The sequence below is a fragment of the Planktothricoides sp. SR001 genome, assembly GCF_001276715.1.
In the GTDB taxonomy this organism is placed as follows: domain Bacteria; phylum Cyanobacteriota; class Cyanobacteriia; order Cyanobacteriales; family Laspinemataceae; genus Planktothricoides; species Planktothricoides raciborskii.
Genome location: NZ_LIUQ01000007.1, coordinates 1 through 23,168 on the forward strand (window position 1 = coordinate 1; position 23,168 = coordinate 23,168).

Genomic DNA, 23,168 nt, shown 5'->3' on the forward strand with positions numbered 1-23,168 from the left:
GTAAAATCCCTAACTCGTTTCCAAACTCACTTCGGGAAGCCCCTGTGAGGGGCTTCCTCCTGCCCAGAAATACCCAGAAACCGGGTTTCTTAAAGAAACCCGGTTTCTTAGTCCTCGTAAGCCCTAAGAAATTGCGATCGCCTCGGTGGTGAAAAAAGGCTGGTCAACTTTTCCCGTTGTAGGATCGGGCAAAGGTTGCATCGATAAACGCATCTCATTCATTTCCACCATGCCAAAAATTGTGGCAAAAGAAACATCCGCCGCATCTCGTCCAGTGCCAATGCGAATAATGCTAGTTTGAGGCACCAACCGGCTGGGATCAAACAGATACCAGCGATCGCCTAAATAGGCTTCAAAACAAGCATGAAAATCTGGAGGATTTAAGCCATAAGCATAAGCATTAACAAACCGAGCAGGGATATTTAATGCTCGACAAAAAGCTATTGCTAAATGGGCAAAATCCCGACAAACTCCCACTCTTTCTGTGGCTGTATCATAAGCAGATGTATGATGGTCGCTACTCCCAGATAAGTAGATAACTTTTTGACAAATCCAATTACAAATAGCCGTAACTCTAGAATAGCCTGGAGTCAGGTGTCCAAATTCAGAAAAAGCCAGATTAATTAACTGATCCGATTGACAGTAGCGACTCGGTAGCAACAGGGGTAAAATTTCCAACGGTAAATTAGCGGGAGTCACTTCTTGAACCTCATGGGGATCCTGCAAGAAATGATGTAGTTCTACGATCGCTTGATAGCTGATTTCCATTTGGCATTTCGGAGCATTTAATCGTAAGTAACGATTGCCATTAAAAGGATTATTATACTCTTCTATTTCTAAGCGGGGATAAATCTCTAATTTTTCTTGTTCAACTTGCTGATACTGATTATGAACCACCCCAATGTTAAACACAAATGTACTCGGTTCATAGATGCTGTAAACTAGGTGACAACCCAATTCAAATTTCATCATAAGCTTGGCTCAATTAATCTTATATTAATATTCTGTAGTTATTTATTTTATCCCTTTGTTCTGTCTGCGTATGGTGGGCAACGCTCGCAATATATGATTTTCCCGGTTTAACTGGGTTAAATTTGCTATTTTTCTAGAAAATGTTTAGAATGACATCAAACCTAGGATAAAATTTTTCCATGAGTCAACTGTCTAATTCCCATCCTTCTAAAGGCTTTGATACCCGGTGGCTGTATTCCTTCTGGAAATTCTCTCGCCCCCATACCATTATCGGCACCAGTTTAAGTGTTTTCGGATTATATGCGATCGCGATGGCCTTAACTCCTGCGGCTACATCTCCTTCTATCTTACCACTAATTACGGCTTGGATTGCCTGTTTATGTGGAAATATTTATATTGTCGGATTAAATCAACTAGAAGATGTAGAAATTGATAAAATTAATAAGCCTCATTTGCCCATTGCTGCGGGAGAAATTTCCCGGCAACAAGCACGGATAATTGTCAATATTACTGGAATTTTTGCTTTATTATTAGCGGTACTGGGCGGCCAGTGGTTATTGGCCACCGTGGGGATTAGTTTATTGTTAGGGACGGGGTATTCTCTGCCACCAATTCGGTTAAAGCGGTTTCCTTTTTGGGCAGCTTTTTGTATTTATACCGTTCGGGGAATAATTGTTAATTTAGGGCTATTTTTACACTCTCTCTGGTTGTTAAATCATGGTAAGGATTTACGGCACTTTTATCAGCTTTCGATTCCCCCTGAAATTTGGGCATTGACTCTATTTATTTTAGCCTACACTTTTGCGATCGCCATTTTCAAAGATATTCCCGATATTAAAGGTGATCGAGAATATCATATCACCACATTCACCATTCACTTTGGGGCCAAAGCGGTGTTTAATTTAGCCCGTTGGGTGTTAACCGGATGTTATTTGGGTATGGTGATCTTGGGATGGTGGTTTCTGCCCGGAGTTAACCCAATTTTTGTCGCGATCGCCCATATCACCGCTTTAATCATTCTCTGGGGGCGTAGTTTATCCGTTGACTTAGAAAATCAAGCCGCGATCGCCGCATATTATCAATTTATCTGGAAATTCTTTTTCCTGGAATACTTGGTATTTCCCGTCGCTTGCTTTTTGGCTTAAATAATCTGTGATTAAAATCTGTGATTAAATCACAGATTAAATCTGCTATTTATCTGTTACATTAAAACAAATTTCTGAAGTGATTTCCCAAGATGATTGGAGGAAAACCAACCATGAAACGTGGAAGGCCAACCTATATGGGCGATCGCTCCCCGCTAAAATTGTGGGTAAATTAACCCTGAAGCCGCTTTTTTCCTGAAAAACACGGGGGGGTATATAACCCACAATTTTAGTTGAGAATTACGACCAAATTTAATTGCCCTGGTGATAGTTTCATCATCAGATGGTGAGCGATCGCCACCGGGCAATTCATGGCTCCACCACATCAGATTAAGATGAAAATTAAGCGCTCATTTCCAGCATCCGCTGAATCGGTCGCAAAGCCGCAATCCGAATATCTTCTGGTAAAGTAATTTCTGGAGAGCGATTTTTCATGCAAAAATATAATTTCTCTAAAGTATTCAGCCGCATATAAGGGCATTCATTACAAGCACAATTACTCGTAGGCGGTGCCGGGATAAAAGTTTTATCATTGGCTTGCTTACTCATTTGGTGAATGATGCCCGGTTCAGTGACAATAATAAAAGTTGAACTAGAACTTGCTTGGGCATACTTCAATAAAGCGGTTGTTGACCCAATATAATTCGCATGACGGAGTACCGGCGCTTCGCACTCTGGGTGAGCGATAATTTCCGCTTCTGGATGTTGAATTTTCAGTTGGACAATTTTCTTTTCAGAAAAGTTTTCATGGACAAGACAGCTACCCTGCCAGAGCACCAAATCTCGCCCGGTTTGTTCCATCACATAGCGACCAAGATTGCGGTCTGGGGCGAAAATAATCGGTTGATCTTTGGGAATTTGGCTGACAATTTTCACCGCATTAGAGCTCGTGCAAATAATATCGCTCATGGCTTTAATGCCAGCCGAACAGTTGATATAAGAAATTACCTTATGATCTGGGTGGGCAGCTTTGAATTCCGCAAAAGCGTCTGGGGGACAAGTATCCGCTAAGGAACAACCAGCATTTAGGTCGGGCAAAAGCACCAGTTTGTCAGGGTTGAGAATTTTGGCCGTTTCCGCCATAAAGTGAACCCCGGCAAAGACAATTACATCCGCGTCGGTGTTGGCAGCCCTGCGGGAAAGTTCCAGGGAGTCGCCGATATAGTCCGCAATGTCTTGAATTTCTGACTCTTGGTAGTAGTGGGCGAGGATGACGGCGTTGAGTTCTTTTTTCAGGGCGGCGATCGCTTCATAGAGGTTATCCGGCACTTGGTTGCCTGCGGTGGCATCCCGTTCTAGAAATGCAGTGGTAAACATAGTTGGTGGTTGAGTTGAGTGAGTGGTTGAGTGAGTGGGTGAAACCCTACTTTTTGCCTGTGTTTGGTAATTATAGTAGTTTTTACCAAAATTGGCGAATCTTTTGATACATCTGAGACCTTCCCAGCCCGAACCGCCAATCACCAATAACCCCCAACCCCTATTGATCGTTATTTCCTGTAGGGGCGCGGGCGACCACCGCCATCGAATCGCCCCTACAGCATTGTATCAAGCGCAATTGAAACAAATTCGGGAATTTTCTTAAATACTCTTATTCCAATACTCTAAACCCGTGACAATGACATCTTCTAGCCACTTTTGGAAACGGGGAATCAAATTTTCTGATTCATCAGCGTAGGAAAATTGAAAAGGTGAATCGGTTAAAGGCTGAAGATCGCTAATAGTAGGTTCCCCTTCTTCACCATTATCTCGATGATAAGCACAGGCATTACAGATAAGTAAACCACGGTATTCATGGCCGAGAACATGAAAAGAAAGAAGAACGGTTACGGATGTTTCTATATTAATCACCAACTGAATCCAAGTGTGATAGTTCCGCAGGTTGGCAAAATATCCTAATTGTTTAGCGGTTTCCACCACTTGATAGCGATGGTAATGAGATCGCCGATCGCCAACGGGGGCAGCAATTGTGAAAACTGCCGCATCACTTAATAAATTTTGGACAGATAGTTTAATGTCATTAGCAATTTCCTGGAAGCGCTGAGAAGCGATATCAAATAAAATGGCAGCAAAACTTTCTGATTTCTGACATTTTTCCTGAACCGAACCTAACTGATTTTGTTGCAATTTATCTGCGATCGCCGCCAGAATGACTTGGGCTCTTCTAGTCTCTGATAGCACTTGCTCTGATAAACCAAGGCTTCTTAAAAATGCTTGCTTTTGACTCTTGGCAAAAAGATTAATTAAACTCGACAAATCACCGCGATTCGCTGGCGCGATAGCTTCGCTAACGGCATCTTCCAAAGCGGCAATATAAACGGCGCGTTCGCGAAGCGTCCCGGAGGGAATCGTCACGGGTTATCACCAAAGGAAACCAACTCGCTTGAATGAATACTAAACTCGCTAAACAACGAGCTACTCGACCATTTCCATCTTGAAATGGGTGAATTTGGGTAAACCGATGATGCAACCAAGCCGCCTCAATTTCAGGAGTAACTTTTTGTTCTCGATGTTGATGATGTAATGCTATCAATCGATCCATTTCCGATGCCACTTGTTCGGGAGGACAATACTCGTGAATCGTGCCATCAGGTCTTAGGGGGTTATTCGGTTGACGTTTCCAGTCGCCTTTAATTAAAGAAACCTTAAAGATTTTTCCCTGTTGATTTAAGGCTTCTGTGCTGTCCTGACTCTGAGTTAAAACTTGATGTAACTGCTTGATATAAGAAGTGGATAGATTTCTTTGTCCCCCAACAAAATCAAATAATCCCTCAATGGCAGCTTCTTGGTCTTTAATCAGGGAAACTACCTGTTTAACTGGAATATCTGTAGCTCCGTGAGGAATTAATGCCTCATTAATTCCCTGTTCGATTAATAACCGAGTGATGCCGCGATCTATGGTGTACAATCGCTCAATAATTCCCGTTTCAATCGCGATTTCCCGTCGGAGTTTTTCGCTGAAAGTTTGAAACTCTCCAGATTGCCGCAAGCGATCTGCTTGCTCGTTCCAAACCGTGACTAGAGGTGGCAATTCAACACTGGCTAAATCTTGCCAATTGGATGATAAATCTTCGATGGGTTTCCACAGCATAAAGTTTGCAGTTACATACTGACAATATTGTAATACCATTTACCAAAATTTATGCATAGGGGCACAAGCATTGCGCCCCTCAACCAACAAACAACAACCAACAACCAAAGAATCCCTACCCAACAACCAACAACAACCAACAAAGAATAACCCCCCTGACAACAACAGGGAGGTTTGGGGCATCGTTAGGAATGACTGATGCAAAAATGATATCAATTGCCGGTCAAGATTTCCCGAATTTTCTAAGCGGAAACCAGAGAAGCTAAGGGATTAGGAATCGAAGCAGAAGGAGCATCAAATTTGCCCACAACCACATATTCTAAACGCAGTTTCAACCAAGTAATAAACTGGGGATTCGTAGAAATCACCGCCACTGATGGCTGAGGCACTTTTGCTTTAATATCCTTCATTTCTGGGGCTTCCAAAAAAGCCGGTTGTTTGACTAACCAAAAATCAATTTCTTTGTTAGTTTCTTGATAGTGGCGAGTGCGTTCTTTGAGCACTTCTTCAAAGGGTTCTTCTTCTAATAAGAAACGTTGACTCGCTAAGACATAATGATAAGTTTGCATAGTTTTTGACAATTTGATTGACGATTAATATATGGGTTAGTTGTTGGTGGTTGGTTGGTGGTTGGTGGTTGGTGGTTGTTCGGTAGGGATTCTTTGGTTGTTAGTTGGTGGTTGTTAGTTGTTACTTGGTGGGTAGGGATTCTTTGGTTAATGGTTGTTAGTTGGTGGTTGTTGGCAAACAACAAACAACAATCAACCAACAACAATCAACAATCAACAAACAATCAACAATCAACAATCAACAATCAACCAACAACCAACAACAATCAACAATCAACCAACAACAATCAACAATCAACCAACAACAATCAACCAACAACCAACAACCAACAACCAACAACAAAGAACAAATTAAACTTCGCCTCTGATGGCTTGTTTCATTTCTCGGACCGCTCGCTCCATGCCGACCAGAACAGCACGAGAGATAATTGTATGTCCAATATTGAGTTCTTCCATGCCTTCGATGCAAGCAATTGGGCGCACATTCCAATAGGTTAGACCATGACCGGCATTGACGCGCAAACCCATATGACGAGCTTTTTGGCATCCTTGGGTTAAAATTGCCAATTCCTTCGCCTGGGCGATTTCGCCTTTGGCTTCCGCATAAGCCCCAGTGTGCAGTTCAATGAATTTGGCGCCAGTCTTGGCGGAAGCTTCGATCTGTGCGTCATCGGCATCAATAAATAGGCTGACGGGAATGCCTGCGCCTTGTAATTGGGACACGACCTCGGTGAGGCGATCGCATTGACCGGCGATATCGAGTCCTCCTTCGGTGGTCACTTCTTCTCGACGTTCCGGCACCAGGGTTACATAGTCTGGCTTAATGTCGAGGGCAATTTGCACCATTTCTGGGGTAGCTGCCATTTCCAAATTCAAATGAGTCCGCACCGTTTGCCGCAACAAACGCACGTCACGGTCTTGAATATGGCGGCGGTCTTCCCGCAAATGCACCGTAATCCCATCAGCGCCTGCGAGTTCCGCCAACACGGCGCCCGCTACGGGGTCAGGTTCTACGGTGCGTCTGGCTTGGCGAATGGTAGCAATATGGTCAATATTTACGCCAAGTGTAGGTTGTTGGGACATGGTTTTGAAGGCAAATTTTTACTTAGATTTTAACGGAAAAGCGGCGCCTGGGCTGAGTAATTTTTATCAGATAAACTACCCGTTATAGCGGTAGCAATGCGGGTTACAGAGGTTTTCTGGATTCCCGCCTGCGCGGGAATGACAGGTTTTTTTTGTACTTCGCAATGCGGATTACAGAGGTTTTCTGGATTCCCGCCTGCGCGGGAATGACAGGTTTTTTTTGTACTTCACAACTCTGACAAGTGCTATATTTCAGCAAAAGGTTAGTAAGCGAATGAACCAACCCAGGCGACGATTACCCCTAAGATAGAACCGACCAACACTTGAAAAGGTGTATGGCCAAGAATTTCTTTAAGACGGTCTTCGGTAAATTGATGATCTTCAAATAACTCGATAATTTGGTTCAGGACACGAGCCTGATCCCCAGCAGCCCGACGAACTCCAGCCGCGTCGTACATGACAATCACCGCGAAAATGGTCGCCAGGGCAAACTCAGTGCTTGACCAACCCACGGTTTGACCGATACCGGCTGCCAGGGCGGTGACTAGGGCTGAATGAGAACTCGGCATCCCGCCAGATTCAACCAGTAAGTGAAAATTAAGCTGGCGATTTTTCACCAACTCGAAAAAGAGTTTTAAGAATTGGGCGAGTAAACAGGCAATCACCGCAACCAGCAAGACCCGGTTGTCGAGGATATGGCCAAATTCCTTCATGGGGTATTGCACCTTTTGTGAGTTTCGATTAGGGAGCCTTGAATAGCCTAGCATTTAGGTTAACCTGTCGCTGTCCTAACCAGCTATAACCGGACACAGGAATGTGCTGCTACGTCCGTCTGTATTGCCTAGTAAGTTCGACTGGTGATAAAGTCCGCGATCGCGCATAAGGGCATCCCCTGCTGACCAAACGGTGCTAACTGGGCTTTTGCCTCGGCAACTAGCTGAATAGCCTGCCGTTCCGACTCTTCTAGCCCCAAGAAACTGGGATAAGTTGCTTTTTGGGCTGCCAAGTCTTTCCCGGCACTTTTACCTAATTGCTCTTGGGTTTGAGTGATATCGAGAATATCATCAATAATCTGAAAGGCCAACCCAATATTTTGAGCATAACGAGAAAGTCTTTGCAAGGTTTCTTCACTAGCGCCGCCCAAAATCGCCCCACAAAGCACACAAGCTTCTAATAAAGCCCCAGTTTTATGGGTGTGAATAAAATGCAGGGTTTCCAGAGAAACATCTGGTTTGCCCTCAGACTCGATATCCACCACTTGACCGCCCACCAGTCCAGCAGCGCCAAAAGCCCGCCCCAACTGAGTAATCACCTTTAATACTCGTTCCGCTGGGACATTTTGGGTTTGACTGGCGACAAATTCAAAGGCTAAGGTCAACAAGCCATCTCCGGCTAAAATGGCAATATTTTCCCCATAAACTTTATGATTGGTCAGCTTGCCACGGCGGTAATCATCATTATCCATTGCCGGTAAATCGTCGTGAATTAAGGACATGGTGTGAACCATTTCTAAGGCGCAAGCGGTGGGCATGGCCATGTCAATAGTTCCCCCCACCAGTTCACAACTGGCTAAACATAAAATAGGTCGTAAACGCTTGCCCCCAGCCATGAGGGAATAGCGCATAGATTCATAAATTTTTTCGGGATATTCGACTTTAATCGAAGCATCTAAAGCCGCTTCGACTAGCTTTTGCCGTCCTTTTAAATAGGCAGCTAAATCAAATTCTACATTAGTCGAATTGGTTGATAATTTTTCGGTTTCTGCGATCATGTTTTCTTTTTGTTGGTTGTTGGTTGTTGGTTGTTGGTTGTTGGTTGTTGGTTGTTGGTTGGTTGTTGGTTGTTTGTTGTTGTTTGTTGATTGTTGATTGTTCATTGTTGTTGGTTAATTGTGTTTTTCGGCTGACATTTCCACCAATAACAAACAACAAACAACTAATAACAACCAACAAATAACCAACAACAAACAACAAACAACTAACAACAAATAACTAATTAAATCTTAAATCCCATTCGCTGACTGTAGCTCCAAACGGTATTTTCTAACAGCATGGCTACGGTCATTGGGCCAACACCACCGGGAACGGGGGTGATGAGTTGGGCTACTTCTTGGGCGGATTCAAAGTGAACATCCCCAGTCAGACGGGATTTTCCGGCTTCATTGGTGACGCGGTTAATGCCTACGTCAATGACCACCGCACCAGGTTTGATCATGTCTCCGGTAATCATTTCCGCTCGTCCGATCGCCACCACTAATATATCTGCCGTGCGAGCCGTAGCCCCTAAATCTGCGGTTCTGGAATGGGCAATGGTGACAGTGGCATTGGCTTCTAAAAGCATCAGGGCGATCGGTTTGCCTACCAGGATACTGCGACCAATCACCACCGCTTGTTTGCCTTTGGGGTCAACATTATATTCTTGCAGTATCCGCATCACCCCAGCGGGAGTGCAACTGCGTAAACCCGGTTCTCCGCGCATCAAGCGGCCCATATTGGTGGGATGTAATCCATCCACATCTTTATCGGGATCAATTTGATTGAGTAAGGTTACAGAGTCGAGATGACCGGGCACCGGCAGTTGTAGCAAAATTCCGTCTACCCGATCGTCTTGATTTAATTCCGCGATCGCTCCTTGGAGTGTAGCCAAAGAAACATCTTCGGGAAAATGACGCCCAAACGAAGCTATTCCCACCTTGGCACAAGCTGTTTCTTTATTTTTCACATAAGCCGCACTTGCGGGGTTATCCCCCACCATCAATACCGCTAGACCAGGGGGGCGGGTATTTGGGGGGCGGCTGTCAATGCGCGATCGCAAATCACCCTGAATTTTTTGGGCGAGAGCTTTTCCGTCTAAAATTTTGGCAGTGTTCGAGTCCATCACAATTCAACCTGGGTTGAAATCCTCGCAAGCTGTCCTGGGCATTTGACCGCAGCATTTCTCTCCGGCACGACTCAGCACAGCCTGACTAAAATTGCCTTATTAGTTTCGCATATCCTGCCAGAGTTATCGCAATCACTCAGGAGTAATTACCTCAGGAGCAATTATCATAGATAGTTCTGTCGTTCCGATGCTAAGGCTATCTTTACCCGTTCATACTCAGTCCAAAGCTTACTGACCATATCAGGGACTTCAGGGGTTAAAGGTTGGCTTTTGTCTTTTCCCGATCGAGCCTGGGATTCCAATTTCTTGCAAATGTCACCGAGAGGCATTGCTCCCAGACTAAAACAGATAGATTTTAGGGTATGGGCATTATGTTCTAGACTGTCTAGATCGTTGTCGGTGACGGCAGCAGAGATTTCCGTCAGCAGCGAGGGCGCATCTTCTAAGTAACTATCAATCAAATCGATCATAAATTCGGCTGACTCTGGATCGCTAGGATCGCCTAAAGCGTGCAGAACCGCGCGATCGAGAGCTAAGGGCTGCTCTAAAGAACTTTGGGCAGAGTTGCGCTTAACTTCATAATTATCATTCATTGCTTGGTTTTTTCCTATGGTTTTAGTCAATGCTTTTGATAAAGCGATCGTCTCCGTTGTTTCTTCTGATGTTTCTTCTGACTTTTGCGGTGAGCATTTTCGCAGTGCTTGACTGAGTTCTTCTAGACGAATTGGCTTGCTCACATAGTCGTGCATCCCAACATCAAAACACTTCTGACGGTCTTCTATCATCGCATTAGCGGTCAATGCAATAATATATGGAACTTGTGAATGATTCCAATCTTGATAAATTTTCGCTGTGGCTTCTAATCCATCCATTTCCGGCATTTGCATATCCATCAAAATCACATCATAATGCTGACGGTGCAAGGCTTCCAAGACTTCCAATCCATTGGCGACCACATCAGCCCGATAGCCCAGACGGGCTAAAAGATTGACGGCAACTTTTTGGTTAACAACGTTATCTTCTGCTAACAAAATTCTTAACGGATTTTTTTGCCCCAGGGTGGTATCAATCAGCGGTGGTGCCATTAAGCGATCGACCGCCACTTGTGGTTGGGCGCCAAAAATTTTCAGCAGCACATGATAAAGATGCGATTGTTTAATTGGCTTGTACAAAAAAGCCGCTAAATTCAACTCCTCCGCGTTAAAATCCTCAATTTCTGACATCGCTAGGGAGGTTAAGATAATCAGCGGTAAGTTTTGGTAATTGGGTAATTGGCGAATTTTTTTGGCCAGAGTTAACCCATCCATTTCGGGCATTTGCATATCCAAAATGGCTAAATCAAAATGTTGTTCTTGGGTTAACCAGCCGATCGCCTGGATGCCGGAAATCACCGTGAATGCTTCCATTTTCCAAGATTCTATCTGCAAAGATAAAACTTTACGATTGGTGGGATTATCATCCACAATTAGCACTCGTTTCCCATCTAATTGGGGATGTTCATCTTGCAGATAAGCTGGGGCGATCGCCTCACTTTCCTCAGCCACAATTTTAAAATAAAAAGTCGATCCTTGCCCCATTTGGGTTTGCACCCACATCGTCCCCCCCATCATTTCACTTAAGCGCTTACAAATCACTAAACCTAAGCCAGTACCGCCATATTTGCGCGTGGTAGAAGCATCCACTTGACTAAACGGTTGAAACAACCGTTCCATTTTATCTGGAGGAATGCCAATGCCGGTATCTTTCACCGAAAATTCGATTTCATATTTTCTGGCTTGGTTTTTATCAGTTTCATCTGGTCGGCGTTCTAATTTTTTGCTGGTGACACTGACTAAAATTTCCCCTTTCTCGGTAAACTTAATCCCATTGCCAATCAAGTTGACTAAAATTTGCCGAATCCGCGTGGATTCTCCTAGAATTGAATAAGGACATTTAGGATCTATATGACAAGTCAATTCTAGTCCTTTTTTGATCGCTGATGTACTCAATAATTTGAGCGCATCTTCTATACAATTTCTTAAATCAAAAGGATGAAACTCTAAATCTAGTTTACCCGATTCTATTTTACTAAAATCTAGAATATCATTAATAATTGTTAACAAAGAATCGCCGCTAATTCTAATGGTTTCTACCCAGTCTTTTTGTTGCTCACTCAAAGGGGTATCCAGCAATAAACTGGTCATGCCAATTACCCCATTCATGGGAGTTCTAATTTCATGGCTCATGGTGGCCAAAAATTCACTTTTAGCGCGAGTTGCTTCCAACGCTTTGTCCCGGGCTTTTTCTAATTCTGCGGCGGCAAATTTGCTTTCTAGTGCCGTACCAACCCATTGGGTCATTAATTTTAACAGTTCGTGATTCACCGATGCAGAAGCACCGTCATTATTTGGGGCAGAATCTACTTCGGTACAAGATACTTCGGTACAAGATAGTTGGGTACAAGCTACTTGGTTAGAATCTCCTTGGGTACAAGCTACTTCGGTACAAGCTACTTGGTTAGAATCTATTTGGGTACTGGAAAAACTCAAAGTGCCATAAACACTTCCCCCGACGATTACTTGCGCCCCGAAATAAGATTGTACGGGGACTTGGTAAGAAGCGGCAAAAGCAGGATTTCTAAACCAATCATTGCCATTGGATTTAATATAAACTGATTCGGAAGCTTTAATCGTTTCTCTGCAATAAGTATGATTTAAATCAAAAGTAGTTCCCCTGTGAATTAGCCGATTGGGATCGTGTACGGCGATTACTTCATACTCTTGGTAATCTAGTTTACTTTTCGCCAGTTTTATCCGAGCCAAAATGCCAATTTCCATATTAAACCAACCGCAGCCCATCTTCAATAATTCCTCTAATTTTTGCTCTATAGTTCCTTCTTTTGCAGCGGTGAATTGATACAGTTCGCGAATGATGGCTTCACTGTGCCGTAAGGTTTCTTCTGCTAAAATGCGATCGCCAACTTCTTTTTTTAGTTCTTGATTCCGGCGCGATATTTCTTGGGTTCTTTCTTCAACCAAATCTTCAATTTTTACCGTTCGTTTAATATTATTCCAAAAATACAAAGATAACAACCAAGTAAATAGAAAACCCGTTGCCAAAATGCCCCATGCCAGCCAATAATTTTCACTGAAAATATACGCAGATTTCGCCACTAAAACCAGTCGCCATGTTCTTCCGGCGATGGGAAGCACTTTGCTAAATTTAAATTTATCGTTAACTTGGTTAGATGAAATCTGTTTGATTATGTTTTTTTCCTGTTGATAATTTTCGGAATTTATGCTGAAATCAATATATAAAAATTGTGGGGTTTCTTTGGTTGATTCATCTAAAAGATATACCTCAATTATTTGAGACTTTTCCGGAAAATTGGCTAAAGCATTTTCGATCGCCCTGCCAACGCTAAACACTGCCGCGACATATCCTTTTAATGCATTGCGGCGATTTTCTAAAGAATTGAGCAAAATATTTTGATCGTAAACAGCTTTAAAAATCAAAAAACCCAGGTTATCCCTAGTTTCTTGAAGCAGTTTAATCCCTGGAGTTGCTACCATTTTTCCCGTATCTCTGGCTTGATTTAAAGCAGTCTGTCGAATCGGATCAGAAGCCACATCAAACCCGAAAGAAGCCTCATTTCTGGCGTAAGGTTGCAGATAATACACTGGGTAATATTCCAGGCGATCGCCCGCCCGGAATTTTTCTCCCAGTCCCACTTGTTCCCAGATTTCAAATTTAGCATAACCCTCCGCCCTGGCTGTTTGCTCAAAGGCCAGCCTTTGTGGGGCGGTAACTTTCGGGATCCATTCGATGGATTGAATACTGGGATAACGCTCAATAAACGGCTCCACAAATCGCTGAAATTCCTGTCTGTTTACATTATCCGATGCATGATAAAAACTTTGAAGAGATAATATTAAATCTAGACTTTGATTAAGTTGCTGCTCGATCGCGATCGTGTGCAAACTCGCTAATCGTTCAAATTCCTCTTGCTTTGTGGCTTTTTCTAAATTTCCGATCGTCAAAAAACCCAACACAGAGAACACCGAACCCATGACAATGGTGATGGCGATCGGCAGATATCTTTTGGTAGATTTAATCTGAATAATCCACTTCATTTGTTATTTATTGTTGGTTGTTGGTTCTTGGTTGTTGCTCCCCCCTAGCCCGATGGCGGTCTAAGGGGGGGTTGGGGGGGTTTTGGTTGTTGGTTGTTTGTTATGTTTTGCCTTACCAATAACCAATAACCAATAAAAAATAAGTTTAGAAGTAGGATGGGCAATGCCCATCCTACTTGAGGTTACAGTTAGCGGATGGGATTTAATTCGGTATTAATTATTGGTTATTGGTTATTTTTGGGGATGTCAACCGAATAACGAACAACAAATAACGAATAACAAACAACGAACAACTTTTCAACAAACGAGGAAGTTCTATTCCACTCCTTCAATGGGGGCAAACCCTTGACGTTGAATATTTTCCGTGATGCTGCGCGCTTCTAGGAATTGCAGCAAGTAATCTGGGCCACCGGCTTTGGATCCTACCCCGGACAACTTAAAGCCACCAAAGGGTTGACGAGAGACGATCGCCCCGGTAATTCCCCGATTAATATACAAGTTTCCCACTTCAAACTCGGCTTTTGCCCGGTCGATATGGGAAGGAGTCCGGGAATATAGCCCCCCAGTTAAAGCGTAATTTGTCCCATTCGCCATATCTAAGGCTTCGGAGAAATCTTTTGCCCGCATGACCGCTAACACTGGGCCGAAGATTTCTTCTTGGGCAATGACCGCATCAGGTTTCACGTCAGTGAAAATCACCGGGCCGACAAAATAGCCGTTTTCTGGGCTGGGCATTTCCAACGCTAAAGTGGCTTCCCGTTTGCCTTGTTCGATATATTCGCGAATGCGGGCTTGGGCATTGGCATCAATCACCGGCCCGACTTGGGTACTGGGAACTTCCCCAGGCCCAATATTCAGCGATCGCGTCGCTTCCACCAAGCGATGCACAAAGGCATCATACACAGGTTCCAGCACGATCGCCCGCGAACAAGCGGAACATTTTTGTCCGCTGTAACCAAAAGCTGAGGCCACCACCCCGGCAACCGCTTGATCCAAATCGGCGCTTTCATCCACAATCACCGCATTTTTGCCGCCCATTTCCGCAATCACCCGTTTCAGGTGCTTTTGCCCCGGTTCCAAAATGGCCGCTGACCCATAAATTTGGCTGCCTACTTCCTGGGAACCCGTAAAGATAATCGTATGGACTTGCGGATGTTTCACCATATAAGTCCCCACCGTGGAACCTTTCCCCGGCACAAATTGGAACACCCCAGCCGGAATGCCCGCTTCTACCAAGATTTCCGTAATTTTGGCCGCAATCACACTGGTGACCGCTGCCGGTTTTAATAGGGTACAATTTCCCGCCACCAAAGAAGCCACGGTCATGCCTACAGGAATTGCCAGGGGGAAATTCCAGGGAGAAATCACCACGGAAATGCCACGAGGTTGATAATGATAGCGGTTAGTTTCCCCAGGAATATCATAGTTATAACCGGCTGCCAGCCGTTCCATTTCGTCCGCATAGTAGCGGCAAAAGTCGATCGCCTCAGAAACTTCTGGGTCTGCTTGCCGTAAAGTTTTGCCCGCTTCCAATACCATCCAAGCCACTAACTCATGGCGGCGTTGTTCCATAATTTCCGCAGCTTTCCGCAACACCCCAGCCCTTACCCGGACGGGAGTCTGGCGCCATGCGGGAAAGGCAGCTTTAGCAGCGCGAATGGCATTTTCCGCTTGTTCAATGGAAATCATGCCGATTTTGCCAATTACTTCGCTGTAGTGGGAAGGGTTGACGGAATCAACAGTTTCCAGGGTATTCACATATTCCCCATTAATCAACGGTGAATAGGTCTTACCCAGTTGTTGCCGGACGGTTTTTAAGGCTTGTTCGGCTTTTTGCCGCAGTTGGATATTCGCATAGTCCGTATCTGCCGCATTGGGAAATGCTTGTTTAGCGTGATATTCCGCTTTGGCTTGGGCTTCGGAAACCTTGGGGGCTGCTAATAATTGTTCTATCGGTCGGTCTTCTTGGCTTTGGCGGAGGAAAGAACTATTGGCGGTATTTTCCAATAACCGCCGAATTAAATAGGCCATTCCTGGCAGCAAGTCCCCATAAGGGCAGTACATCCGCACCCGATAGCCTCGTTGGACTAAGGCTTTGGCCAGTTTGTCCCCCATGCCGTAGAGGACTTGCATTTCAAAGCGTCGGCGCGGAATATTCAGGGTTTCGGCGATCGCCATTGCATGGGCTTGCGATCGCACATTATGGCTACCAATGGCGGCATATAAATATTGGTGATTTTCCATCAACAACTCGGTCATGCGCTCAAAGTTGGCATCGGTGGCGGCTTTATCATTAAAAACGGGTTGCGGCCAATGGTGTTGCTGGGATTTAATCGTTTCCTGATCCCAGTATGCCCCTTTCACCAAGCGCACTGTAATCGGGTTGCCCCGTTGTTTCGCCCACTCGATTAAATCTTGCAAATCCTGGTAGCTATCCCGCAAATAGGCTTGCAAGGTGACGCCGATATCCGTGCGATCGCGATACTCTTCCTCTAGGAGCAGTTTTTTCAGAATCGACAGAGTAATATCCTTATATTCATACTGTTCCATGTCAAAGTGAACTGCTGCCCCTACTTTTTTGGCATAACGTAACAGAGTATGAATGCGATCGCTCACCATCACCGTACTGCCTTGGGGGTCTACCGGGTCAAACTGGGAATAAAAAGCCGTCAGTTTCACCGACACTTGGACTTTCGGCAACGGTTGCCCGTCTGCCTCATCAATTTCTGGCACCTTTGACCACTTTTGGGCTACGGTGGTAAGCTCATCCATCAATTCCAAATAGCGATTTAAATATAATTGAGCTTCGGACTCAGTAATCACCGCCTCACCGAGCAAATCCATCGTAAACGCCATCTTATCTTTCCGCAGACGTTCAATGGTTTTAATCGATTGCTTGATATTTTCCCCAGAAATATATTTTTGGGCTAAGGTTTTGACTGCCGTCGCGACCGTAGTTGCAGCGATTTTACCTGCGGGAGAGTCTGTCCCAGTAAAACTCAGTAGCTTTTTCAGAGCATCGGGCAATTCCACTTCTTCTGTGGTGAGATATTCTTGGAGGTGACGGGCAATTTCTGGCTGACTGCGTAATGCTGGGAGGCAGTCAATAAAGCGAAAGAGTTGTACCCGTAGCCCAGGGTTGCTCATTGTCCAGTCCAGTAACTTATCATCCCAGCGCATTTGGTCTTGTAACTGAGCCAAAAACGAGCGTTTTTCTTGAGTTGCGGCCAAAAGTTCTTTGGCAATTGCTTGAGTTTTCGTTTCGTAGGTCGTGTGATTTTTCGAGAGTGCTAAAACCATAAGTATCCACTAGAAGATATGGGACAACATTAGACAAGAAACCGGCGATGGCCTAAATTATTCCTGACTTGATTCCTGAATTAATTGTACTTCCTCTGTGACCCTCTGTGACTCTGTGGTAGGGATTCTTTATTTCTTTATCACCACAGAGGCACAGAGGGTCACAGAGAGAAAACCTGTAATTTCGATCATATATTTTTTAACCAATATGTTCTTAACTCTCAGACTCGATCGCCAACAAGTTAAGTGTTTCTATCAATGCCCAATTGATCGCATTTGTTTGATTATCCTGCAATTGAGCCTGCTCGACAATTTGGCGATCGCGCAAGTTATCCCAGATAATACGCTACCGAATAATTCCCAGGTGATTCAAAATGGCGACATATTCACCATTAACGGTGGCACCACGGCGAGGCAAAACATATTTCATAGCTTCCAAGAATTTTCTGTATCCACGGAAACCGAAGCCTATTTTAACAACCCAGAGACTATCAATAATATTATCACCCGAATTACCGGGGCAAATCTTTCTCACATTGACGGATTAATTCGGGCTAATGGCAATGCTAACTTATTTTTAATCAATCCCAACGGCATATCCTTCTGCCCCAATGCCCAATTAGAAATTGGCGGCTCATGTATTGCCAGTACCGCTGACCAACTATTATTTAATGATGTTTCTGGGTTTTTAGTGCCAAAAACCCAGAAACATCATCATTGCTAACAATAAATCTACCTATCGGTTTACAGTTTGGCGTCAACCCAGGTAAAATTCAAATCCAGGGAGGAGAAAATGCCATTGTTTAAACCGCGTCCAGGTCTCTACCTGGAGTTTTTTAGGTAGAATCTTTCAGTCTGGACTACTTGCCTCAAACCCGTTTCCGGATTCGAGGGAGAACTTTTTCAACATGGACGAGGTTTAGGTAGAATCTTTCAATCTGGATTATTTGCCTCAAAACCGTTTCCGGCTTCGAGGGAGAAATTTTTTAATATGGACGAGGTTTAGATAAAAAATGCTACACTAATAAACTGGTTATGCTGACAACCATCATAAGCATATGCGGCACAATTCTGGGAGCAGGTTATGAAAAAAATTTTAGTGATTGAAGATGAAAAACCCGTCTTAACCAACATCATAGAAATTCTGGAATCAGGAGGTTTTAGGGCAATTGGCGCCGAAAATGGTGAGATAGGCGTTCAGTTGGCTACTCAAGAAATCCCCGATTTGATCATTTGTGACATTATGATGCCGGTTTTAGATGGATACGGAGTGCTGACTAAACTGCGTTCTCAGCCCTTAACCGAAATTATTCCGTTTATTTTTCTCACGGCTAAAGCAGATAAAGGGGATCTGCGTCAAGGGATGAATTTGGGAGCAGATGACTATATCTCTAAGCCGTTTCGCCGCAAAGAGTTGCTGGAAGCGGTGAACATCCGGCTGGAAAAACAAGCGGCAGTGATGCAAAAGTATATATCCCAGTTTCAAAGGGCGGAAGGATTACTGTCAAAAATGCAGGATCTCCAGCAACTCAGTGAAACCAAAGAGGGATTGCTGATGAAGTTAATCAGCGATTTACGGGATCCTCTATCCAAGATTAATTTGGCAATTAAGATGCTAAAAAATACCCCCCCAGGAGCATCACGCGATCGCTATTTAGAAATATTGCAAGAAGAGTTTGACAAAGAAATTGCCTTATTAAATCAAGTCTCTGATGTCCAAGAACTCTTGACCTTAGATAACGTCAAGTTGTTACGGCAATTTAACCTGATTGAAGCCAAATCCATTATGAAATCGGATAAAAAATTATATTAGGGAGAAAACAGCAGAAATTTAGCGTCCTCGGTTAAATCTGCCCAAGGCTATCCTGCCGTCAATAGATTGTCCGTAATATTGTTTTCACCACTGAACCGATGAGCATTTTGCCAGGGGGCGACTGATACAAATTCGTTCAAGACTCGAATGGCCAGCAGAAACCAGGGAAATGTTCGCTCAAAAGACTTCTGAGTCAGAGTCAGTTAAAATATAACTCATCAGCACAGTCCCGTGAAATAAATCCCTATTGTCCCAACTCCATCAGTCGATCGCAGAGGTTATGAACAAAATTTTAGTCATCGAAGACGAAGAAATCGTTCGGTCTAATATTGTGGAAATTTTAGAATCTGGTGATTTTGAAGCCATTGGCGCGGAAAATGGTCGCCGAGGTATTGAAATCGCCGTGAAGAATCTACCGAATTTGATTATTTGTGACGTAACAATGCCAGAACTGGATGGATATGGCGTACTGAAGCTATTGCGGCAAAATTCTTCCACCAAAACGATTCCATTTATTTTTTTGACGGCCAGGGCAGACAAAACGGATATTCGCACCGGGATGAATTTGGGGGCTGATGATTACTTGACCAAGCCCTTTCGCCGCACCGAACTGCTCACCGCTGTCACCGCACGATTGGCCAAACACCAGGCGATGACTGAACGTTACCACGATCAACTCGAAGTGGCGCAAAAGGAATTGATTCATTCTCTCTATTATGATCGGTTGACCAACTTGCCCAATCAACTGCTATTGCGAGAAAAGTTTGATGAAAGTCTGCTCCAAAAAGGTTCAGGTCAACCGCCGTCGATTTTAGTGATGGCGATCGATCGCTTTTACCGGATTGTGGAATCCTTGGGATATGCTTCGGGCGATCGGCTAATTCAAAATGTTGCCCACCGCTTAATTACCTGTGTTGATTTTGGCGATACCGTAGCCCGACTAAATACCGATCAATTTGCGATTATTTTAGCTTCAGAAAACCAACAATCTCTCGAACTTACCGAGCAAGCATCACAAGTTGCCCAAAGGATTATCGAACGTCTGTCAAAACCGATTACATTGGATCAACACAAAATTTCTCTGTCCGCCAGTATTGGGATTGCTTTGTCACCCAAAGATGGCGAAGATATTGACGAACTAATGCAACACGCGGAGGCGGCGCTTTCTTATGCCAAGCAACTCGGGGGCAATCAATTTCAATTTTATTCCCCAAATATCCAGGCGGTTTCGGTGGAATTGTTGAATCTAGAAACGAATTTAAGGTATGCCTTAGAACGTTCTCAATTTCAGATATATTACCAACCGCAAGTAGACTTAACCTCTGGGCGGATTATTGGGGCTGAAGCTTTGCTGCGCTGGATGCTTCCAGAACAAGGATTGATTTCTCCTGGACAATTTATTCCTTTGGCAGAACAAAATGGCTTGATTGTGCCGATCGGCGAATGGGTGCTGCAAACCGCTTGTCAACAAGTGAAGACCTGGCAAGATCGGGGCTTACCGCCGCTCCGCATTGCCGTTAATTTATCGGTTCGGCAATTCAATCAACCGGATTTGACTGAGAAAATTGTCAATATTTTGACAGACACTAAGTTAGAACCCCAGTATTTAGAGTTAGAACTGACGGAAAGTATGCTAGTGGATAATATTAAACTTGCCACCACTCATTTGAAAAAGTTAAAAGCTTTGGGAATTAGCATTTCCCTGGATGATTTTGGCACGGGTTATTCTTCTTTAGGTTATTTGCAGAACTTTAATTTAGATATTTTAAAAATAGATCGTTGTTTTGTCACTGATATTAATACCAATGAAAAAAATGCGACAATTACTAAGGCCATTATTTCTATGGCTCATGGACTGAACTTGCACGTGATTGCCGAAGGGGTGGAGACTGAAGCCGAACTAGAGTTTCTCAGAGAACAAAAATGTAACACAATTCAAGGTTATTTCTTTAGCCCCCCTGTGCCAGGAGATAAGTTGGAAGAAATGCTCAAAAACGGAACCAAGTTAAAATTACCTTCACGAGTTGAATGAAGGGATTAATTCAGCAGCCCGGTGTTTAGGAAAAAAACCGGGCTGGCAGTTATTGATTCACCAGTTTATTCACGAGGAGAACCCTTGAATTAAGGGCTGGTTGTGGTGGGGTGATGGGGGACTGGGCGGGGATCCGCGTGAAGCTTGCGCCCCAAAGCGCTTAGGGGCGAATCGCCTCAGAATCGGCAATTTGCAAGGGTGGACGACAGGCTAAATAAACCACTGGACCAAATAGAGGAATTAAGGCTACTAGCCAAAAAATCACTGGATTGTTAATGCCACGACGGGGGAGATCATCTCCCAGTAATGCGGGAAAAATAAGACTTAACACGCAGAAATCCAAGCTCATTACATGAATAAATCGGGAAGTTTGCCACTGCTGGATAAAATCTGCCCAATTGCCATTGATCAAACCTGATGCGAATAAAACAATGGTGCCAAGGGTTAACACCACTCCGGTTAAGCGAGCATCCAGGATGTTGAGCAAGAGATTTTTTTGCCCGGAAAACTGAGGATTCGGTTGACGCAAGGCAAAATAAGGCAACAAAGCAAAAGCTCCCAAAGCCCAAGACCCCAAGGCAAATGGCCAAGCGGGGATTTTTTGCCCCCGGCCATCAATTAAAAGGATGCAAGTATAAACCATCGGCCAAATCCCCATCAAATTAAATAGAGAAATAATTAGGGGATTAATGTTTTCCCATTTCCCCGTGGAGAGATTGGTAATTAGGGCGATCGTGTCCGGTTGGTCGGGCGGGGCAAAAATAAACGCATATATTACAAATCCCAGCCATAGTAGTCCAAAGCCTATTTTGCTCAACATATACAAACTCCGTTCAATGGTAGATTAAGCTAAAACCATCCATATTAAGCACTTATGCTCATGCACGAATGATCGATCGACAAATTATCGGTCAATCATTCGGTTAATCATGCCATCTAATGCTAAAATGTCACCACGTCACCACAAATTATTAAAATTTTATGTAAATTACTTTTTTTAGGTTAATTTGTGGTAAAGAGCGGTTTCCAAGTCTGAGATGTCCGTATGGGCGATCATCTTAGGTGATTCACTCTCTTTCTGGGGGATTGATCGTTTGGAGCAACATTAGCATTTACCCAGAAGGCGATCGCATATACAGGGAAGTAAACATATGGAACGCAATGAAATTCTCGATTTATACGCCAGCGGTCAGAGAGATTTCACCGGGGCTGACCTCAGTGGACTAGACCTCAGTCGCTGTCATTTACCGGGCATTATCTGGACTAGCGCCAACCTGAAAGGCACCAATTTGAGTCGGGCGCACCTGACAGGAGCGAACTTAAGTCAAGCCAACTTATACTGGGCGAATCTTAATTTCGTCAAGATGGACAAAAGCAAGCTCCCAGATGCTAATTTAGCCAAAGCCACCATGACCGGCGCCAATTTTGCCAAAGCCAAACTTCCTAGAGCCAACTTAACTGGCACCAATATGGTCGGGGCGAATTTCTTCCAAGCCAACCTGCGTAGTGCCAACTTTGGTTGTGCCAATTTGGAATGGATTAACTTGCGTGGCGCTAACCTGAGTGGGGCAAATTTTAGCTGGGCGAATCTGTCATTTGCCAGACTTAGCGGCGCCATGTTATATGGCGCCGTTTTTCATGGGATTAACCTGGAAGAAGCTTATTTAAATGGAGTGGATCTGACGGGTTCCAATTTAGTCGCCGTTAATCTCAAAGGGGCGAAAATGAATGGGATTAAATTAGAGGGAGCAAATTTAATCGCAGCGAATCTCACTGAAGCCCAACTGCGAGGAGCGAATTTATCTGGAGCCGATCTCACCGAAGCCAAATTAGTTCTCACATGGCTGGATCACGCCAATCTCAATTGGACTTGTTTGCGGCGCACGGATTTTAAATGTGCGGATCTGAGCAATGCCACTTTAATTGGGGCAAATATATCCGAGGCAAATTTTACGGATACGATTTTACCGGAAAAGACGAAACGCTATTTCTGCTTAACCAGTAACCATCAAGAATTGAACCAAGAGTTTGAATCGTTCATTGATGCTAAAATTGATTCTCAAGCAACAACTTTGAGAGTTACAGTAATTTAAATGCCGTAATTCAAAGGCCGGTAATTTAAAGGCAGCCAGGGAAAAAGCTAGTTTTTGGCCATTTTTCGGGGAATTGTGGGT

Annotated in this window: 19 protein-coding genes; 6 read left to right on the forward strand and 13 right to left on the reverse strand. The window is 44.0% G+C overall.

Annotation, left to right across the window (positions count from 1 at the left end):
* Positions 1-123: 123 nt before the first annotated feature.
* The gene (locus AM228_RS06110) at positions 124-969 is read right to left on the reverse strand and encodes a transglutaminase family protein (RefSeq protein WP_054465219.1); all 846 of its coding nucleotides are present in this window, start codon (positions 967-969) and stop codon (positions 124-126) included.
* A 182-nt stretch (positions 970-1,151) separates the two neighbouring features.
* Between AM228_RS06110 and AM228_RS06115 the strand changes: the two genes are divergently transcribed.
* Positions 1,152-2,117, forward strand: a complete 966-nt coding sequence (locus tag AM228_RS06115) for a homogentisate phytyltransferase (protein WP_054465220.1) — start codon at positions 1,152-1,154, stop codon at positions 2,115-2,117.
* A 155-nt stretch (positions 2,118-2,272) separates the two neighbouring features.
* On the opposite strand, the gene AM228_RS31950 is transcribed toward AM228_RS06115, so the two are convergent.
* From AM228_RS31950 to AM228_RS06130, 5 genes are all read right to left on the reverse strand, one after another.
* Positions 2,273-2,443, reverse strand: coding sequence for a hypothetical protein (locus AM228_RS31950; RefSeq protein ID WP_156331572.1), 171 nt, complete (start codon positions 2,441-2,443; stop codon positions 2,273-2,275).
* Between the two features lie 16 nt (positions 2,444-2,459).
* Positions 2,460-3,434, reverse strand: a complete 975-nt coding sequence (gene nadA, locus AM228_RS06120; RefSeq protein WP_054465221.1) for a quinolinate synthase NadA — start codon at positions 3,432-3,434, stop codon at positions 2,460-2,462.
* 261 nt (positions 3,435-3,695) lie between these two features.
* Complete coding sequence (locus tag AM228_RS34925) at positions 3,696-4,469, reverse strand: hypothetical protein (protein ID WP_231636650.1); 774 nt, start codon at positions 4,467-4,469, stop codon at positions 3,696-3,698.
* Complete coding sequence (locus AM228_RS34930) at positions 4,402-5,205, reverse strand: Fic family protein (protein WP_231636652.1); 804 nt, start codon at positions 5,203-5,205, stop codon at positions 4,402-4,404. The genes AM228_RS34925 and AM228_RS34930 overlap by 68 nt, the downstream gene beginning before the upstream one ends.
* A gap of 242 nt (positions 5,206-5,447) precedes the next feature.
* Positions 5,448-5,774, reverse strand: coding sequence for an MgPME-cyclase complex family protein (locus AM228_RS06130; RefSeq protein ID WP_054465222.1), 327 nt, complete (start codon positions 5,772-5,774; stop codon positions 5,448-5,450).
* Positions 5,775-5,928: 154 nt separating this feature from the next.
* Between AM228_RS06130 and AM228_RS29265 the strand changes: the two genes are divergently transcribed.
* Positions 5,929-6,129, forward strand: coding sequence for a hypothetical protein (locus AM228_RS29265; protein ID WP_156331573.1), 201 nt, complete (start codon positions 5,929-5,931; stop codon positions 6,127-6,129).
* On the opposite strand, the gene AM228_RS06135 is transcribed toward AM228_RS29265, so the two are convergent.
* The 6 genes from AM228_RS06135 to pruA all read right to left on the reverse strand — a co-directional run bounded on the left by AM228_RS06135 (position 6,126) and on the right by pruA (position 17,149).
* Entirely contained in the window at positions 6,126-6,857 is a 732-nt protein-coding gene (locus AM228_RS06135) for a pyridoxine 5'-phosphate synthase (protein ID WP_054465223.1), read from the reverse strand. The two genes, AM228_RS29265 and AM228_RS06135, sit on opposite strands and share 4 nt — an antisense overlap.
* 263 nt (positions 6,858-7,120) lie before the next feature.
* Positions 7,121-7,570: a divergent PAP2 family protein gene (locus AM228_RS06140; protein WP_054465224.1), complete on the reverse strand. Its 450-nt coding sequence runs from the start codon at positions 7,568-7,570 to the stop codon at positions 7,121-7,123.
* A gap of 128 nt (positions 7,571-7,698) precedes the next feature.
* Positions 7,699-8,628 (reverse strand): geranylgeranyl diphosphate synthase CrtE, encoded by a 930-nt coding sequence (gene crtE / locus AM228_RS06145; RefSeq protein WP_054465335.1) that lies wholly within the window; start codon positions 8,626-8,628, stop codon positions 7,699-7,701.
* A 224-nt stretch (positions 8,629-8,852) separates the two neighbouring features.
* Positions 8,853-9,734, reverse strand: coding sequence for a bifunctional methylenetetrahydrofolate dehydrogenase/methenyltetrahydrofolate cyclohydrolase FolD (folD, locus tag AM228_RS06150; protein ID WP_054465225.1), 882 nt, complete (start codon positions 9,732-9,734; stop codon positions 8,853-8,855).
* 167 nt (positions 9,735-9,901) lie between these two features.
* Positions 9,902-13,849, reverse strand: coding sequence for a CHASE domain-containing protein (locus AM228_RS06155; protein ID WP_054465226.1), 3,948 nt, complete (start codon positions 13,847-13,849; stop codon positions 9,902-9,904).
* Positions 13,850-14,164: 315 nt separating this feature from the next.
* Complete coding sequence (gene pruA / locus AM228_RS06160; protein ID WP_054465227.1) at positions 14,165-17,149, reverse strand: L-glutamate gamma-semialdehyde dehydrogenase; 2,985 nt, start codon at positions 17,147-17,149, stop codon at positions 14,165-14,167.
* A 208-nt stretch (positions 17,150-17,357) separates the two neighbouring features.
* On the opposite strand from pruA, the gene AM228_RS06165 reads away from it, so the two are divergent.
* The 3 genes from AM228_RS06165 (at position 17,358) to AM228_RS06175 (ending at position 20,994) form a co-directional block, all read left to right on the forward strand.
* Complete coding sequence (locus AM228_RS06165; protein ID WP_054465228.1) at positions 17,358-17,873, forward strand: filamentous hemagglutinin N-terminal domain-containing protein; 516 nt, start codon at positions 17,358-17,360, stop codon at positions 17,871-17,873.
* Positions 17,874-18,233: 360 nt separating this feature from the next.
* Positions 18,234-18,962, forward strand: a complete 729-nt coding sequence (locus AM228_RS06170) for a response regulator (protein WP_054465229.1) — start codon at positions 18,234-18,236, stop codon at positions 18,960-18,962.
* Positions 18,963-19,242: 280 nt separating this feature from the next.
* Positions 19,243-20,994 (forward strand): GGDEF domain-containing response regulator, encoded by a 1,752-nt coding sequence (locus tag AM228_RS06175; protein ID WP_054465230.1) that lies wholly within the window; start codon positions 19,243-19,245, stop codon positions 20,992-20,994.
* A gap of 160 nt (positions 20,995-21,154) precedes the next feature.
* On the opposite strand, the gene AM228_RS06180 is transcribed toward AM228_RS06175, so the two are convergent.
* The gene (locus AM228_RS06180; protein ID WP_054465231.1) at positions 21,155-21,814 is read right to left on the reverse strand and encodes a hypothetical protein; all 660 of its coding nucleotides are present in this window, start codon (positions 21,812-21,814) and stop codon (positions 21,155-21,157) included.
* 331 nt (positions 21,815-22,145) lie between these two features.
* Between AM228_RS06180 and AM228_RS06185 the strand changes: the two genes are divergently transcribed.
* A complete protein-coding gene (locus AM228_RS06185; protein WP_072160686.1) occupies positions 22,146-23,087 on the forward strand; it encodes a pentapeptide repeat-containing protein in 942 nt (313 codons plus the stop codon).
* Positions 23,088-23,168 lie beyond the last annotated feature (81 nt).